We start from the raw sequence: 16,046 nt of genomic DNA on the forward strand, positions 1-16,046 counted from the left end.
TCTTCGGCGGCCCCCTCCCTCAAAGGTTGACGGCCAAGGGATAGGGGATTGCCAATAAGAGCAGATGTTACGCGTGTCCAATCACCGGTAGCTTGGAAAGGAATGCATAGCGCAAAGGCCATGGCTGGGCGGTAGCATCTGGTGACATAAGGCAATGATTCCGGCGCAGGCTGATTGTTCGTAGTTGACGCTTAGAGGGTTGGGATTCCTATGGTTTCGCGTTCTGGTCCTGGTTCTGCACATTATGAGATGGAAGCGTTACTCGCCCCGACATCGTTGGCGGTGACCCCTTTGGCTCCACGGGAGATCTTATCGGACTCGATCGTAGTCACGTTGCTGCATCGCGGTGCAGTATCGCAAGCGGCTTGAGAGGGTGTCATGGAGCGGCCGGGCATCAGCGTTCTTATCAACAATTACAATTACGGCCGCTTCGTCGGACAGGCGATCGACAGCGTCCTGAGCCAGGAAATTGCCGACGTCGAGATAATCGTCGTCGACGATGGATCCAGTGACGAGTCGCGTTCCGTTCTGGAAGACTATGACAGCCGGGTGAAGGTGATCTTTCAGGAGAACTCGGGACAGGCTGCAGCGATCAACACTGCCGTGAAACTCAGCAGCGGCGGCATTCTCTGTTTTCTGGACGCTGATGACTGGTGGGCGCCGGGCAAGCTGGCCGCGACGGTAGTGGCTTTTCGCTCGCATCCCGAGGTGTCGCTTGTCTATCACCGGCTTCAGCCGACTTCGATTGATGGCTCACCAACCCTCAAACCGATCCCACGAACCCTGTGTTCGGGAGACTTGTCGCCACAGCTGACCAAATCGGCCGGCTGGTGGCCCTTCCCGATGACATCGGCCATCTCCGTACGACGCAGCACATGGGATGCCGCAGGGCCTATTCCCGAACAGTTCAGCATATCCGCCGATGCATGGCTTACGGGTATCTATCCATTTCTGGGCGACGTGGCTGCCTTGCCGGATTCACTTGGGTTCTACAGAATTCACAACAACAACTGGTACCGGCCGATCGATGATGCCTCCATGCTGAAGCGGCGAATGGCGCATTGGCAACGGAGTGTCGAAGCGACAAATCGATTTCTCTCGTTCCATGATCTGCCGGCGAGGCTCAGTCTGGCGGATCACTATCCCTATCAGATGGCGGCAGCGGTTCTGGATGGCGTCAATGCGCGCACCCGGATCAGGCTTGCTGTCGAAGGGCTATTTTTCGCCGGAGAGCCGAACCTGTTGCGGCGGACGCGCGACGCGTTGCGTGGCGCCTATCATCTTCCTCGTTCCGGCCGGGACTTGAGCTTATCGGAGGCAGCGGAATGAAGGCGCTGCTGCTGGTTTCCGAGTTGGAAGACTACACCATATCATTCGCGAGCGGCGTCGCACGGCACATGCCGGTCGTCCTTGGCGTCCCGCGCCGGCGCTACGCGCATCTTGCTTCGTGGTTTGATCCTGCCGTCGATCTTCACCTTCTGGACTGGCCACGGCATCGCTCGCTTGCCAATCCGTGGTTCCTGCATCACCTCACACGTCTCATCCGGCAGGAGAAACCAAACCTCATTCATCTCCTGAGCAATTCCACGCTGTGGCTGAACTTTGCCGCGCCGTTCTGGCGCCCGATCCCGCTCGTGACCACCGTCCATGATGTGGAGGTGCATCCCGGCGATTCCGATACCCGCACACTGCCCGGCTGGGCTCCCGAATTGATGGTAAAGCAGTCGGGGCATGTCGTCGTGCACGGCGAAGGGCTGAAGCGGATGGTCCTCGATCGATATTCGAAAGCCCCGGACCACGTGCATGTCCTGTCACATCCTGCCATCCATCGCTATGCCGACCTCGCTCGGCGGCAGAAGATGACGAGGGGTCCCGCCGACGGAACTATCCGCGTCCTGCTCTTTGGACGGATTTTCGCTTACAAGGGCCTGGAGCATCTGATCCGCGCCGAGGCCATGCTCAAAAATGCGCTCCCCAATCTGCATGTTACGGTCGCAGGTCGGGGCGATGACCCATGGATCTTCCGGTCGCTGATGGGAGAGGCCGGCCGCTACGATATTCGCAATCGTTTTATCGAGGACGCAGAAGTCGCCCAGCTTTTCCTGGATACCGATATTGTCGTCCTCCCCTATACCGAAGCGTCCCAAAGCGGCGTGCTCAACCTTGCTGCAGCGTTCGGCAAGCCCGTGATCGTGACCGACGTGGGCGAATTGCGAACGACCGTTCAGCCCAACGGACTGGGAATGGTGGTTCCACCAGGGGACGCGGCAGAGCTCGCAAAAGCCATCCGGACATTGGCTGACAATAGCGAGCTTAGAAACAATCTCGGCGCCAACGCGCTCGCATGGGCAACAGGACCGAATTCGCCGGAACAGGTCGGCGCCCACGCTGCAGCCCTTTATCGCGAGGTGGTCGGATCATGCTGATGAAGGTACTCGCGGATGATCCCCAGATGGCGATGCGGAAGAGGGCAAGCGTCCGCCACTATGTTCCAGGTGGCTGCGAGAACGGCGGCGGCATCGGCAGGCTGGTCGGTTATATAACCAGCACCGCTAAAGAAGGCGGGAGCGAACATGCCGTCACTGACACCAGGGGCCTCCGATGGTCCGCTGCGACGTCGTCTCTGCGCCTGCTGGGCGCCATCCTGACAATGGCGAAGGATCGGATCCTCGATCCGACACGCATTCACCATATCCATGTCGCGGGCCGCGGCAGCACCTCGAGAAAGCTGATCCTGACCGAGGCTGCCCATTTGCTGGGGTGCTTTCACATATTGCACCTGCACGACTACGACTATGCCACCGACTTTGCTGCACGCTCGCCGCGTCAGCAATCGCTCATACGCCGCATGTTTCAACGTGCTGATTGTGTCGTGGCACTGGGCCAGCGGGATCGCATGACGCTCGCCACACTTCTGGGCGTGGACGAAGATCACCTTGTGACCGCTCACAATTGTGTCCCCGATCCCGGCGCACACAATGTTCGTGCGGGCGAGCCACCGTTGATCGTATTCCTCGGTCGGCTCAGCGAACGCAAAGGCGTTCCGGAACTTCTGCTCGCCCTCAGCCATCCTGTCATGAAAGAGCTTCGGTGGCGGGCCGTACTGGCAGGCGACGGGCCTGTCGAGGATTATCGCCGTCAGGCTGCAGACATGGGCCTTTCGGGCCTGGTGGACATGCCGGGATGGCTTAGCGCCGACGAGACACGAGCACTCTGCGCACGCGCTGATATCCTGGTCCTGCCCTCACATGCCGAAGGCCTCGCAATGGCCGTGCTCGAAGGGCTTTCCCACGGACTTGCTGTTGTCACAACCCGTGTCGGAGCGCATGAGGAGGTCATTTCCGACGGCGAAACCGGTGTCTTCGTCCCTGTCGGAGACAAGGACGCCTTGGCCGCAGCGCTGGCCAAACTGATTACCGATCCAGACATCCGCAGCCGCCTCTCAGCCGGCGCGCGCGCTCATTATCTCAACCATTTCAGTATGAAGGCGTATATGCGGTCGATGGAAAACCTCTACGAAACCATCTCCGCGCAACCTCAAGCAAAGGTTAGCGCACAATGACAATTTCAACTTTTCCGCCAGACCGCAACGTTCCGCTCCCGGCCGTCCATTATGAGCCCCGGTTTCAGGCGGAAATGAAATCGGAAGAGTTCGACCTGACGTCTGGGTTACGCCTGATCCGTCGGCGGCTTGTTATGATCGTTGCGGTGATGATGGTGCTGATGGCGGCGTCGATCGTGCTGATCTCGGGTTTGAATCCGAGCTATCACGCCGCGTCCCGGCTGATGATCCACAAGCCGCTGGCAACTGCGCTCAGCACCGGCGATGCCGGCAACAATGCGCCGGTGAACGTCACATCCGAGACCGAGCGGCTGCTGTCCAGAAGCGTGACGGAGCGCATCATCCGCGACTTGCGGCTCGACGAGCGGCCGGAGTTCAACCCGGCCCTGCGCCAGGCCTCCGTCCTCGACGAGATCAGGGCAACCTTGCGTGGCCTGCTGGTGAGCAGCGACAAGCCGTCACAGCCATCGGGAGACAGTATCGAGCCGATCATCCAGGCTTATTACAAGGCGCTGAGTGTGTGGCGCGACGGCCAGAGCGATGTCGTCCAGATCGGCTTTACGGCCGGCGATCCCGAACTGGCAGCCGCCGTCCCGAACCGTCTCATCAGCATCTATCTCGAAGAGCGCAAGGACAGTATCCGCGGCAGCCTCGACACGGCGCAGGCATGGATCGGCCAGCGCATCGCCGAACAGCAGGATCGCGCCAGGGCCGCCCGCGATGCCGCCGACACCTATCAGCAAACGATGGGCGTCGTTCAAAGCGGCGATGAGCAGAGCGAACAGGTCAAGGCGATCGTCGAATTGAGCGACCGGCAGACGAAGATCGGGCAAAGCCGCGCCGACATCCAGGATACGATCGCCGCACTGGAAGCGGCCCGCGACCCTTCGCTTGCCGCCCAGAACAAAGCCGTCCCCGACAGCATCGGTGCGATGCAAAGCGACCTTCGTGCCCAGCAGCAGGATCTCGCACGCCTTCTCGACATCTATGGCAACGATGCTGCCGCCGTGGTCGACCTGCGCGCAAGGATCGACAGGTCCCGCACCGATCTCGGCGCGGCGGTCGACCGGTACCTGCAGTCCATGCGCGCCAAGCTGAGCACCCTTGATGACGAGGATCGTACAGTGCGATCGGCACTGGCGGCCGCCTATGAGCAACGCTCCCGCTCGTCGCTGGCGCAGACCGAACTCGGACGGCTGCAGCGCATTGCCGATAGAGAGCAGACGGCGCTTGACAAGCTTGAGGAGCAGCGCCGCGGCCTTGCCGGGCAGGCTATGCTGCCGGGCACCGAACTGGAGGTCCTGTCACCGGCTGCGGTGCCGCTTGCTCCGCAGGGGCGCAGCCGGCTGTTCTACCTGATCGGCGCCTTCTTCGCTTCGATCTCGGTTGCGGTGACGGCCGCCTTCGTGGTCGAGATGATGGACAGGACGGTGCGCAGCTTCGACCAGATCAGTGGAATGGCGCGCATCGTGCCGGCCGGCTTCGTCCCGCACTTGCGACGCAAGGACCGCAGAGATCCCTCGCGGCTGTTCGGGCAAACGCAGATCGGCATGTTCGACGAAGCGATCCGCACCGTGATGATCTCGCTCAAGCAGGCCAATGGCGGAAAGCTGCCGAACAGCATCGCCGTGACCTCGGCCCATAGCGGCGAAGGCAAGTCGCTGGTGGCCGGATCGCTGGCAATCGAGCTTGCCGCCAACGGAACACCGGTGCTGCTTGTCGACAGCGATATCCGGCGCGGACATCTCGACACGCTGTTCCGGTCCGGCCTGAAGCAGGGGCTGAATGACTTCCTGAGTGGACAGGCTGGCCTGGAGGACGTCGTCCATCACCATCCGAGCGGTATCGACTTCATCCCGGCCGGCAATCCCCGCCTGCAGCGGCGCATGCGCATGACCGACGTCGCCGAGATCATCGAGATGGCCCGCAACAGAGGCCAGATCGTCATCTTCGACAGCGCCCCCGTACTGGCCTCGGCCGATACGATGCATCTGACAGCGCTGACGGAGCGAACGCTGATGATCGTGCAATGGGCAAAAACCAGCCGCAGAGCCGCCGAATTCTGCCTGCAGCAGCTCAGGAGCGCTCGCAATGCCGACATCGTCGTCGCCATCAACAATGTCAAACCCAAACGTCATGCAAAATATAACTTCCGTGACTCCGAATTATACGCAAGGTCCTTGATGAAATACCACGATTTTAAAATGTAAGCCTCGACATTACGAAGGATCTAATAGGCTCAGTCGATCGCTTCTGCTCTAGCAGGCGAAGGCCATTGATCATCACAACCGGCACCCCAAGGGGATCCCCAGACTACAGGGACAGGAGAAGCGTGATGACGGACTACTACGTTGCCACTGACGGAAGCGACATAGCCAAGGGCAACCTGTCAGCGCCATGGAAGACGATCGGCCGCGCCATGCAGGCGCAGCTCAAGCCCGGCGATCAGATCGTGGTGAAGGCGGGAACCTATCACGAGCAGATCATGATAACGAAGAATGGTACGGCGGACAATTACGTCACCATCCGCTCTGAATTGCCTGGCGGCGCTTTGCTCAGACCGCCTGCTTCGGACACCTACAGCACCCTGAACGTACGAGCGAACTACATCAGGATCGAAGGCTTCGACGTCGTTGGCGGCGGGGGACATGCGATTGATATCGAAGGATCACACCATGTCACAATCAAGGACAATATTGCCCATGACAGCGGCGGCTCGGGCATTTCCAGCGCCAAATCGGATTGGCTGACGATTGAGGACAACCGGGTCTATGGCAACACTGCGACGAACGGTTATCAGTGCAGCGGCATTTCGCTCTGGCAGAACATGGACCTCGCCCCAGGCAACGCCGAGTTCCGCAACGTCGTCAGGAACAACATTACCTACGACAACGTGCAGGGACCCGCCATCAACTGGGAACATACCGATGGAAACGGTATCATCATCGACGGTTTTCACGATACCAAATACCGCTACGGCACTCTGATCGAGGGCAATGTCTCCTACGGCAATGGCGGCAAAGGCATCCACGTCTTCCTGAGCGACTTCGTCACGGTGCGCAACAACACCGTCTGGCACAACAACCATGACAATGCCAACAAAGGAAGCTGGCGAGGCGAACTGAGCAACGCCATGGGCAGCCACAATACCTGGGTGAACAATATCGCGGTAGCGGATCCGCGAACGGATTCCAGAAACCGGGCCATCAACGACGTCAGTACCAATGGCTACGTGAACGAGGATGTGAAGTGGTACAACAATATCACCTTCAACGGTACTCCACGCGAGGCATCGGTGCTTTCGGACGGCCATGTGCCGGATGCAGCGAACGGGAACCTGCTTGGGCGTGATCCCCTGCTTTCAAATCCTGCCACTGGAGATTTCCACCTCAAGCCTGGTTCGCCGGCCATCGATGCAGGAACGACAGCTTTCGGGCTCGGATCTGCCGACCTGGACGGGCAGGCCCGCGCAAACGGCAAGATCGACATAGGAGCGGACGAGGCCGGTCCCAGTACGGAGACGCCACCGAATGCCGAGAACGTCTCTGGCTCGGTGCGGCGATAAACGCAGCCCCGCGAATACATTTCGTCAATCACAGCCCAATTATCGTGAATTCAGCGCGCGGATTGGCGCCTAACCGCAAGGTAACGAAACAGTTGGTGACGCGCGTCGCCAGACCTGGAAAGCCTGGAAGGTTTCGGTAAGCTGAAAATGCTGGTCGGATAGGAACGCGGCCAGCACTCCTTCCGGATCGTAAATATCAGGCTTGCTGGTGACGACGAGCGTCGGAGCCTCCAGAGCGGCTGCAAAACCGGGCCGTGGCTCAAAGACATAGAGCGCGCTGCCACATCCCTTGCCTAGCGGCACATGGTACACGAGAGCGCCAAGTGCGTCAGCGCTCCACCAGACGCGATGGCCCCCGGTTAGGGCCGTGCGTACGACCGAGGCCGCAGCGCGATAATCGTCCTTGGCATGCCGCTGCGCGAATCTGATGCTCGCGCCAGAAGCCAATGCCATTGCAAGAAAGCCAACCACCACGAACTTGCCGACAGGCCGGCGCCAGAGCAGCGTCGCACCGGCCGCCTGCAGCGCCAGGACGACGGCGATCGCAGGAGCAAGGTGGCGACCGACGACACGCCAATGCAGGATATATCCAGCGATCAGGATCAATGCTGCGGCAGCCGTGAACGCGATCGCGCATACCGCCAATGTGCGGGGCGGAATATTGCGAACAGCGTGGATCAGCCCGGCCAGCGTTACCGCAGCGACCAGGATGGCGTAGCTCGCGAGCGCAACGAGATAAGACGTGACTATCGTCCCCTCGCCGGCGCGCAGATCCGTGCGCCCAGGGCCGAGGCCTGCGAAACCCAGCAATTCGTAGGCCGAGAACAACAATGTCCGCGCGTCGGTCGTCGCCACTTTGGTGCCGCCCGCCCCCCCAAGCACGGTCCAGAGATAGTAAAGCCCGAGTGGCGTGAGCACGACCACGAGCAGAACCGACGGTCCGATGATATGGCTGTTCGCAAGCCGGCGAACGCGCCAGTGTACGGCACAAGCGGCGGCGCCGACCGCGGCGGCGGCCCAGATCGCACCGAGCAAGCTGCTTCCAGCAAGAGCAATAAGTCCGAACGCAAGCAGCCAGACCTGATAGCGGCGAAGGAGCGGACCTTCCGCACTGCGATCGCTCGCCGCGACCACCGCGCGTTCAAGCAGGCCGAAGACCATCAGGCTCGCCCCGATCTGCATGCCATAGGGCCGCGCCTCATCGACATAATACCAGAGAAACGCACTGCTGGCGGCGACCAGAAGCCGATCAACCCGGCCATTGGCCAAGACGTAGAGGCCCGGAATAAGCCAAAGGAGGTTCATCACCCTCAGCGCAACCTCGCCGTCGCCTGCGACCTTCTCCCAGGCCCAGATCACCACGAGGAAAAATGGCATCTGCGCATCGGAGCCTGTCTCCGCGACCATGCGGGCCAAAAGCGTCTCAAAGTGCGGCTCCGCGGCACGCCATGCAGTGTTGGCCTCGTCTATCCAGTAACTCTGCCCGCTGATCGCAGTGCAAAGCGCAACCAAAGCGGCGACCATGGCGAGCCACAGGACGATGTGCTGCGATAAAGGGTGCGACCTTTGCAAATGAGATATTCTGTTATTGACCGGGTTCGATGGTCCCGCGATCTCCGCGCTCAGCGCCGGATTGAGATCAGATATGCCCATACACGTACTCGTCCCACAACCGTGTCCAGCGCCCGGCCGGTAATAGATCTTTGCCGGCCTAGATCATTTCCAAGACTAACTCGTTCTTCGTTTGAGCAACAATCAGCACAAAGTGGTACGCATACGTCTTATGGCTCGCTTTCGACCAGCCAACATAAAGAATAAAGTTCACTTCTACAGAGGCTTGCGTGTCATCACCGACAGGGACGTCGGGGTAAAATTCGATGAGCCTTGAAGCTTGCGAGTTCGGCAAGCTGAATGGAGCCGAGGATGGTCAAGAGTAAGACTATTGTAAAGAGTGATCGGATCGAGCGGTTTCTTCGAAGGATCTACGAGCGGCGGCCTCGTTGCGCCGACCGTCGTGCGGCAGCAGGCGCATGTGGTCCAACACATTTCATCACATCGGGGGCTTAACATGTTGCCGCGCAGCACGGAATCCCCCCTCACATGGCCCATCACCAAGACTGATCTTTCGTCTCACGGCATGTCAGATACGGACGGCTTGGTACTGAGTATTGTGGTGCCGGTGTTCAACGAGGAGGAGACGATCGTGCTCTTTCTCCAGGCCATGGACGCACAGACCAACGCGATCCGCGCCGCTCTCGGACCAGGCGGACAGGTAGAGATCCTCTTCGTCGACGATGGCAGCCGCGATCGCACCGTAGACATCATCGAAGGTCTCGTGGCGCAGCGACCGGATATCGGACTGATCTGCCTGTCGCGGAACTTCGGCAAGGACGCAGCTCTGGCAGCCGGTCTCGCCCACGCCCGCGGAGATGCAATCATCCCGATGGACGTCGATCTGCAGGATCCGCCGGATATCGTCCCGGATATGGTGAGCGCCTGGATGCGCGGCGCAAAGGTGGTCAACGCACGACGCAAGAGACGTGTCAGCGACACCTGGCTCAAGCGGTGCAGCGCCGCGGCCTTCTACGGCCTCTATAACAGGATGGCCGACTACCCCATCCAGGACAATGTCGGCGATTTCCGGCTGCTGGATCGCAGCGTGGTCGATGTCCTCAACGGCATGCCGGAGCGTATCCGCTTCATGAAAGGGCTATTCTCCTGGGTTGGCTTCACTCAGGCGACGGTCGAATACGACCGGCCGAAACGTACGGCTGGCACCTCGAAGTGGGTATACTGGCGCTTGTGGAACTTCGCGCTCGACGGGATCACCGGGTCGACGACGATGCCTTTACGCATCTGGACTTATGTCGGCCTCGTTGTCGTCTTTCTAGCGCAACTCTATGCGGCCATCATCATTGGACGAACGCTGATATTTGGCGTCGATATGCCCGGTTACGCCTCCATCATGGTGGTCATTCTGGTATTCGGCGCGTTCAACATGATTTCCGTCGGGCTTCTTGGCGAATATGTCGGCCGCATCGCAGTCGAGGTCCGACAACGGCCTCTTTATCTTGTAGAGCATCTGACAGGCCGGGCCGCTGCGGGGTCGGTTAATGGTGCCGCTGCAGATCAGACGCGACGCGACGCACCCGCCGGTGCCAGCGCTCTGCGCCGGGTCGGCATCGCCGCAAGTCCAGCGTTGACAGGCGTCAGAACGACGGAAGGCCAGTTGAGCAGCCAGTATCCGGCAGAATGACATGATGGAGAAGGCTTGCTATCCGGCAGTCTACAGCCCCAAAGTCATCATGCCGTGGCGGTCAATGGAGTGCATCGGCGTCCTCATCGCGCTGTTCCTTCTGAGTGGCTGCATCTTTCCTCTCATCGACCGTGACGGCAACCTCGATGCCAGCGAGATGGCCAAACTTCGCCTGCTTGGCATGCCCATCTATCTGATTTCTCTCGGACTCCTGGCTCGAAATCAGGCAGAGCTGCTGACTGCCATTCGCCGTAGTCTGCCGTTCGTCATCCTTCTTTTGTTACCGCTTGCTTCAGTGCTGTGGTCGTCGAGCCCCGCTCTCACCCTACAGCGGGGCGTTGCGCTCATTCTCTCCATTTCACTAGCATACCTTCTCGCCATCCTGTTCACGCCGCGGCAACTGCTGTTGCTGACAGTCGTGGTGCTTGGCACCGGCATGGTGTGCAGTCTTTTGATGGCTGTGGCATGGCCCAGTCGTGCGTTCACCTTTGGCGAGAGCTCCCTGAGAGGAGTTTTTTGACAATAAAAACACCCTCGGGTGGAACGCAGCGATCGCGACTTTCGCGTGCAGCATGATGGCCGTGGATCGACGGGCTGGGCCTAGAATTGTCAGCATACCGCTGCTGTGCGCCAGTCTCTTTTGCCTGGTCGCGTCGCAGTCGATGACGGCCATGAACTCACTCGTCAGCGCGGTCCCGGCAACAGCTTTCTTCCTAGCCCTTTCAAAGACCCGCGACCTTGGACGGGCGACGCTCGTGCTGGTCTGCCTGCAATTGGTTGCGCTGGTCCTTGTAGGACTTAGCGAATTGCTCGTTCCCCTGCTCGAAGCGATGGGCAAGGATGCGACGCTGACTGGACGCGTTCCGCTTTGGCGGGAAGTGGATCTCGCAATCGGAAGACGGCTGTTGCTCGGTTATGGCTATCAAGCCTTCTGGGCCGACTCCAATGCCGACGGCTGGTACGTCCGCGCTGCAGCCGGGTGGCCTGCGCCGCATGCCCATAACGGCTTTCGCGACGTATTGCTGGGCCTCGGCCTCCTGGGTTTCATACCCCTGGCCTGGACGATTGTACGCGCGCTTCGGCAGGGGGCGACGCTGCTGTGTGATGCTCCCGAAGAGGGTTGGCTGTGGCTGAATGTGCTGGTCATCATGTTCCTGGTGATGAACCTCACGGAAACGATCATCCTCACTCAGAATAGCATCCTCTTCGTCCTGTTTGCGACTGCCGTGATTATGTTCGCGATCCGGTTTCCAACCGAAGCGAGAGATATTACCTCCGGGTTACGCTTGATCCGTCGGCGGCTTGTTATGATCGTTGCGGTGATGATGATGCTGATGGCGGCCTCGATCGTGCTGATCTCGGGTTTGAATCCGAGCTATCACGCCGCGTCCCGGCTGATGATCCACAAGCCGCTGGCAACTGCGCTCAGCACCGGCGATGCCGGCAACAATGCGCCGGTGAACGTCACATCCGAGACCGAGCGGCTGCTGTCCAGAAGCGTGACGGAGCGCATCATCCGCGACTTGCGGCTCGACGAGCGGCCGGAGTTCAACCCGGCCCTGCGCCAGGCCTCCGTCCTCGACGAGATCAGGGCAACCTTGCGTGGCCTGCTGGTGAGCAGCGACAAGCCGTCACAGCCATCGGGAGACAGTATCGAGCCGATCATCCAGGCTTATTACAAGGCGCTGAGTGTGTGGCGCGACGGCCAGAGCGATGTCGTCCAGATCGGCTTTACGGCCGGCGATCCCGAACTGGCAGCCGCCGTCCCGAACCGTCTCATCAGCATCTATCTCGAAGAGCGCAAGGACAGTATCCGCGGCAGCCTCGACACGGCGCAGGCATGGATCGGCCAGCGCATCGCCGAACAGCAGGATCGCGCCAGGGCCGCCCGCGATGCCGCCGACACCTATCAGCAAACGATGGGCGTCGTTCAAAGCGGCGATGAGCAGAGCGAACAGGTCAAGGCGATCGTCGAATTGAGCGACCGGCAGACGAAGATCGGGCAAAGCCGCGCCGACATCCAGGATACGATCGCCGCACTGGAAGCGGCCCGCGACCCTTCGCTTGCCGCCCAGAACAAAGCCGTCCCCGACAGCATCGGTGCGATGCAAAGCGACCTTCGTGCCCAGCAGCAGGATCTCGCACGCCTTCTCGACATCTATGGCAACGATGCTGCCGCCGTGGTCGACCTGCGCGCAAGGATCGACAGGTCCCGCACCGATCTCGGCGCGGCGGTCGACCGGTACCTGCAGTCCATGCGCGCCAAGCTGAGCACCCTTGATGACGAGGATCGTACAGTGCGATCGGCACTGGCGGCCGCCTATGAGCAACGCTCCCGCTCGTCGCTGGCGCAGACCGAACTCGGACGGCTGCAGCGCATTGCCGATAGAGAGCAGACGGCGCTTGACAAGCTTGAGGAGCAGCGCCGCGGCCTTGCCGGGCAGGCTATGCTGCCGGGCACCGAACTGGAGGTCCTGTCACCGGCTGCGGTGCCGCTTGCTCCGCAGGGGCGCAGCCGGCTGTTCTACCTGATCGGCGCCTTCTTCGCTTCGATCTCGGTTGCGGTGACGGCCGCCTTCGTGGTCGAGATGATGGACAGGACGGTGCGCAGCTTCGACCAGATCAGTGGAATGGCGCGCATCGTGCCGGCCGGCTTCGTCCCGCACTTGCGACGCAAGGACCGCAGAGATCCCTCGCGGCTGTTCGGGCAAACGCAGATCGGCATGTTCGACGAAGCGATCCGCACCGTGATGATCTCGCTCAAGCAGGCCAATGGCGGAAAGCTGCCGAACAGCATCGCCGTGACCTCGGCCCATAGCGGCGAAGGCAAGTCGCTGGTGGCCGGATCGCTGGCAATCGAGCTTGCCGCCAACGGAACACCGGTGCTGCTTGTCGACAGCGATATCCGGCGCGGACATCTCGACACGCTGTTCCGGTCCGGCCTGAAGCAGGGGCTGAATGACTTCCTGAGTGGACAGGCTGGCCTGGAGGACGTCGTCCATCACCATCCGAGCGGTATCGACTTCATCCCGGCCGGCAATCCCCGCCTGCAGCGGCGCATGCGCATGACCGACGTCGCCGAGATCATCGAGATGGCCCGCAACAGAGGCCAGATCGTCATCTTCGACAGCGCCCCCGTACTGGCCTCGGCCGATACGATGCATCTGACAGCGCTGACGGAGCGAACGCTGATGATCGTGCAATGGGCAAAAACCAGCCGCAGAGCCGCCGAATTCTGCCTGCAGCAGCTCAGGAGCGCTCGCAATGCCGACATCGTCGTCGCCATCAACAACGTCAAACCCAAACGTCACGCAAAATACAACTTCCGTGACTCCGAATTATACGCAAGGTCCTTGATGACCTATCAGAATTTCGAGACGTCACCCATCGCAGCATGGTTCACCTTGCGTTGGCTGCACCCGTATCTGGGGATGCAAAAATGAGAGCCGAACGTTGCGATATCCACATTGCAGGCAACGGCGGAACCGCCCGCTCAAACCGCGAAACACCACCTGTCGATGGCATTCGGCAGCTTCTCAGAAACAGCGTTAGTACTCGAGTTGGAGAACGATCATGGATACCGGAATGAGACACAACGGGAAAGTCGCACTGATTACCGGCGTAACCGGCCAGGATGGTGCTTACCTCGCCGAATTGCTCCTGGATAAGGGCTATATTGTTCACGGCATCAAGCGGCGTTCGTCGTCCTTCAATACCAATCGTATCGAACATCTGTACGAAGATCCTCATGTCGATAATCCGCGCTTCATCCTTCACTACGGGGATATGACCGACGCAACAAATCTCATCCGGATCGTCCAGGAAACGCAGCCCCACGAGATCTACAATCTCGCCGCACAAAGCCACGTCCAGGTGTCTTTCGAAACTCCGGAATATACCGCCAACGCGGACGGAACCGGCACCCTAAGGCTGCTTGAGGCCATTCGCCTCCTGGGCCTGACCAAGAAGACGCGCTTCTATCAGGCATCCACTTCGGAGCTCTACGGCAAGGTTCAGGCGGTCCCGCAGAACGAAACGACGCCGTTCTACCCTCGATCCCCCTATGCGGCCGCCAAGCTTTATGCCTACTGGATCGTCGTCAACTATCGCGAAGCCTATGGCATGCATGCCTCGAACGGCATCCTGTTCAACCATGAAAGCCCGATCCGTGGTGAAACCTTCGTAACGCGCAAGATTACTCGCGCGGCCGCGGCCATCCATCTCGGCCTGCAGGAGCGGCTTTATCTTGGCAATCTCGATGCCAAGCGCGACTGGGGACATGCGCGGGAATATGTCCGCGGCATGTGGCTGATGGTGCAGCAGGACGAGCCGGAAGATTATGTCCTAGCAACCGGCGAAACGCACACCGTTCGCTCTTTTGTCGAGAAGGCTTTTGCCAGGGTGGGCATGCCGATCGATTGGCGTGGGGAAGGTGTCGAGGAAAAGGGATACGACAAGTTATCCGGCCGCTGCGTGGTGGAGGTCGATCCGGCCTATTTCCGACCCACCGAAGTCGACCTTCTGCTTGGTGATCCGACGAAGGCGCATACGAAGCTTGGCTGGAAACACGAGGTGAGTCTTGACCAGCTGGTTTCGGAGATGGTCCGCGAGGATTTGAAAGTCATGGCCCGCAATGTTCCGACGATCGGCGCGAACAAGGGGCTGGTCCATGCCTGAGATCATCTACAGCCTCGCTGGGAAAAGAGTCTATGTCGCGGGTCACCGCGGGATGGTGGGCTCCGCGCTCGTGCGGCGTCTTGCGTCCGAGGGCTGCGAGATCCTCACGGTTGCGCACGCCGCAGTCGATCTGAGGCGGCAGGATCAGGTGGAGGCATGGATGGCAAACAACCGCCCCGATGCCGTCTTCCTGGCGGCTGCAAAGGTCGGCGGCATCCTCGCCAATGATACCTATCCGGCCGACTTCCTCTACGACAACCTGATCCTCGAGGCGAACGTCATCCACGCCGCTTATAAGGCTCGCGTCGAAAAACTGATGTTTCTGGGTTCGTCCTGCATCTACCCGAAGTTCGCCGAACAACCGATCGTCGAAGACGCGCTTCTCAGCGGATCGCTCGAACCGACGAACGAATGGTATGCGATCGCCAAAATTGCCGGACTGAAGCTTTGCGCTGCCTATCGGAAGCAGCATGGCAAGGACTTCATTTCGGCCATGCCCACCAATCTCTATGGACCGGGCGATAATTTCGACCTCCATTCAAGCCATGTCATGCCGGCCCTGATCCGCAAAGCGCATGAGGCCAAGATCAACGGCGAAAAGGAAATCCGCATCTGGGGCACAGGAGCGCCGCTGCGTGAATTCCTGCATGTCGATGATTGCGCCGATGCCTGCATCCATCTCATGAAGGCCTATTCCGCCGAAAGTCACGTGAATGTCGGCTCAGGCGAAGACATCAGCATCCTCGAATTGGCAAGGCTCGTTGCCGAGGTCGTCGGGTTCGAAGGTGAGATCACGCGCGATCTCAGCAAACCGGATGGTACGCCGCGCAAGCTGATGAGCGCCGACAAGCTGCGCGCGCTCGGCTGGTCACCGAGGATAGGCCTGAAGGCGGGCATAGCCGACGCCTATCGCTCCTTCCTGGAGGGGCACTATCTCGAACGCCATAACGAGGCTGCAGAATGACGGCAGTCGCGCTATTGTCGCG

11 protein-coding genes are annotated in these 16,046 nt (G+C 60.2%); 10 read left to right on the forward strand and 1 reads right to left on the reverse strand.

The window, feature by feature from the left end; all coding sequences use genetic code 11:
• Positions 1 to 378 precede the first annotated feature (378 nt).
• The 5 genes from LVY75_04335 (at position 379) to LVY75_04355 (ending at position 7,127) form a co-directional block, all read left to right on the forward strand.
• Positions 379 to 1,329, forward strand: a complete 951-nt coding sequence (locus LVY75_04335) for a glycosyltransferase (GenBank protein ID XAZ21186.1) — start codon at positions 379 to 381, stop codon at positions 1,327 to 1,329.
• Positions 1,326 to 2,426, forward strand: coding sequence for a glycosyltransferase family 4 protein (locus LVY75_04340; GenBank protein ID XAZ21187.1), 1,101 nt, complete (start codon positions 1,326 to 1,328; stop codon positions 2,424 to 2,426). The genes LVY75_04335 and LVY75_04340 overlap by 4 nt, the downstream gene beginning before the upstream one ends.
• On the forward strand, positions 2,420 to 3,562 hold the full coding sequence (locus LVY75_04345) for a glycosyltransferase family 4 protein (GenBank protein ID XAZ21188.1): 1,143 nt from the start codon (positions 2,420 to 2,422) through the stop codon (positions 3,560 to 3,562). The genes LVY75_04340 and LVY75_04345 overlap by 7 nt, the downstream gene beginning before the upstream one ends.
• Complete coding sequence (locus tag LVY75_04350) at positions 3,559 to 5,772, forward strand: exopolysaccharide biosynthesis protein (protein ID XAZ21189.1); 2,214 nt, start codon at positions 3,559 to 3,561, stop codon at positions 5,770 to 5,772. Before LVY75_04345 ends, LVY75_04350 begins: the two co-directional genes overlap by 4 nt.
• Before the next feature lie 125 nt (positions 5,773 to 5,897).
• Complete coding sequence (locus LVY75_04355) at positions 5,898 to 7,127, forward strand: right-handed parallel beta-helix repeat-containing protein (GenBank protein ID XAZ21190.1); 1,230 nt, start codon at positions 5,898 to 5,900, stop codon at positions 7,125 to 7,127.
• 69 nt (positions 7,128 to 7,196) lie between these two features.
• On the opposite strand, the gene LVY75_04360 is transcribed toward LVY75_04355, so the two are convergent.
• Positions 7,197 to 8,651 carry a hypothetical protein gene (locus tag LVY75_04360; protein ID XAZ21191.1) on the reverse strand — a complete coding sequence of 485 codons (1,455 nt, stop codon included), beginning with the start codon at positions 8,649 to 8,651 and terminating at the stop codon, positions 7,197 to 7,199.
• Between the two features lie 544 nt (positions 8,652 to 9,195).
• On the opposite strand from LVY75_04360, the gene LVY75_04365 reads away from it, so the two are divergent.
• The 5 genes from LVY75_04365 to LVY75_04385 all read left to right on the forward strand — a co-directional run bounded on the left by LVY75_04365 (position 9,196) and on the right by LVY75_04385 (position 16,024).
• Positions 9,196 to 10,383: a glycosyltransferase family 2 protein gene (locus tag LVY75_04365; protein ID XAZ21192.1), complete on the forward strand. Its 1,188-nt coding sequence runs from the start codon at positions 9,196 to 9,198 to the stop codon at positions 10,381 to 10,383.
• A gap of 1 nt (position 10,384) precedes the next feature.
• Entirely contained in the window at positions 10,385 to 10,903 is a 519-nt protein-coding gene (locus LVY75_04370) for a hypothetical protein (protein ID XAZ21193.1), read from the forward strand.
• Between the two features lie 151 nt (positions 10,904 to 11,054).
• Positions 11,055 to 13,826, forward strand: coding sequence for an O-antigen ligase family protein (locus tag LVY75_04375; protein XAZ21194.1), 2,772 nt, complete (start codon positions 11,055 to 11,057; stop codon positions 13,824 to 13,826).
• Between the two features lie 130 nt (positions 13,827 to 13,956).
• Complete coding sequence (gene gmd / locus LVY75_04380; GenBank protein ID XAZ21195.1) at positions 13,957 to 15,060, forward strand: GDP-mannose 4,6-dehydratase; 1,104 nt, start codon at positions 13,957 to 13,959, stop codon at positions 15,058 to 15,060.
• Positions 15,053 to 16,024, forward strand: a complete 972-nt coding sequence (locus LVY75_04385; protein XAZ21196.1) for a GDP-L-fucose synthase — start codon at positions 15,053 to 15,055, stop codon at positions 16,022 to 16,024. The genes gmd and LVY75_04385 overlap by 8 nt, the downstream gene beginning before the upstream one ends.
• The last annotated feature ends 22 nt before the right edge of the window (positions 16,025 to 16,046 follow it).

This window comes from Sinorhizobium sp. B11, assembly GCA_039725955.1.
GTDB lineage: Bacteria > Pseudomonadota > Alphaproteobacteria > Rhizobiales > Rhizobiaceae > Rhizobium.

Excerpts from the sequence above, each read along its gene's own strand:
- LVY75_04335 (XAZ21186.1), top strand. The coding sequence starts at position 379 with ATGGAGCGGCCGGGCATCAGCGTTCTTATCAACAATTACAATTACGGC.
- LVY75_04340 (XAZ21187.1), top strand. The coding sequence starts at position 1,326 with ATGAAGGCGCTGCTGCTGGTTTCCGAGTTGGAAGACTACACCATATCA.
- LVY75_04345 (XAZ21188.1), top strand. The coding sequence starts at position 2,420 with ATGCTGATGAAGGTACTCGCGGATGATCCCCAGATGGCGATGCGGAAG.
- LVY75_04350 (XAZ21189.1), top strand. The coding sequence starts at position 3,559 with ATGACAATTTCAACTTTTCCGCCAGACCGCAACGTTCCGCTCCCGGCC.
- LVY75_04355 (XAZ21190.1), top strand. The coding sequence starts at position 5,898 with ATGACGGACTACTACGTTGCCACTGACGGAAGCGACATAGCCAAGGGC.
- LVY75_04360 (XAZ21191.1), bottom strand. The coding sequence starts at position 8,651 with ATGGTCGCCGCTTTGGTTGCGCTTTGCACTGCGATCAGCGGGCAGAGT.
- LVY75_04365 (XAZ21192.1), top strand. The coding sequence starts at position 9,196 with ATGTTGCCGCGCAGCACGGAATCCCCCCTCACATGGCCCATCACCAAG.
- LVY75_04370 (XAZ21193.1), top strand. The coding sequence starts at position 10,385 with ATGATGGAGAAGGCTTGCTATCCGGCAGTCTACAGCCCCAAAGTCATC.
- LVY75_04375 (XAZ21194.1), top strand. The coding sequence starts at position 11,055 with ATGAACTCACTCGTCAGCGCGGTCCCGGCAACAGCTTTCTTCCTAGCC.
- gmd (XAZ21195.1), top strand. The coding sequence starts at position 13,957 with ATGGATACCGGAATGAGACACAACGGGAAAGTCGCACTGATTACCGGC.
- LVY75_04385 (XAZ21196.1), top strand. The coding sequence starts at position 15,053 with ATGCCTGAGATCATCTACAGCCTCGCTGGGAAAAGAGTCTATGTCGCG.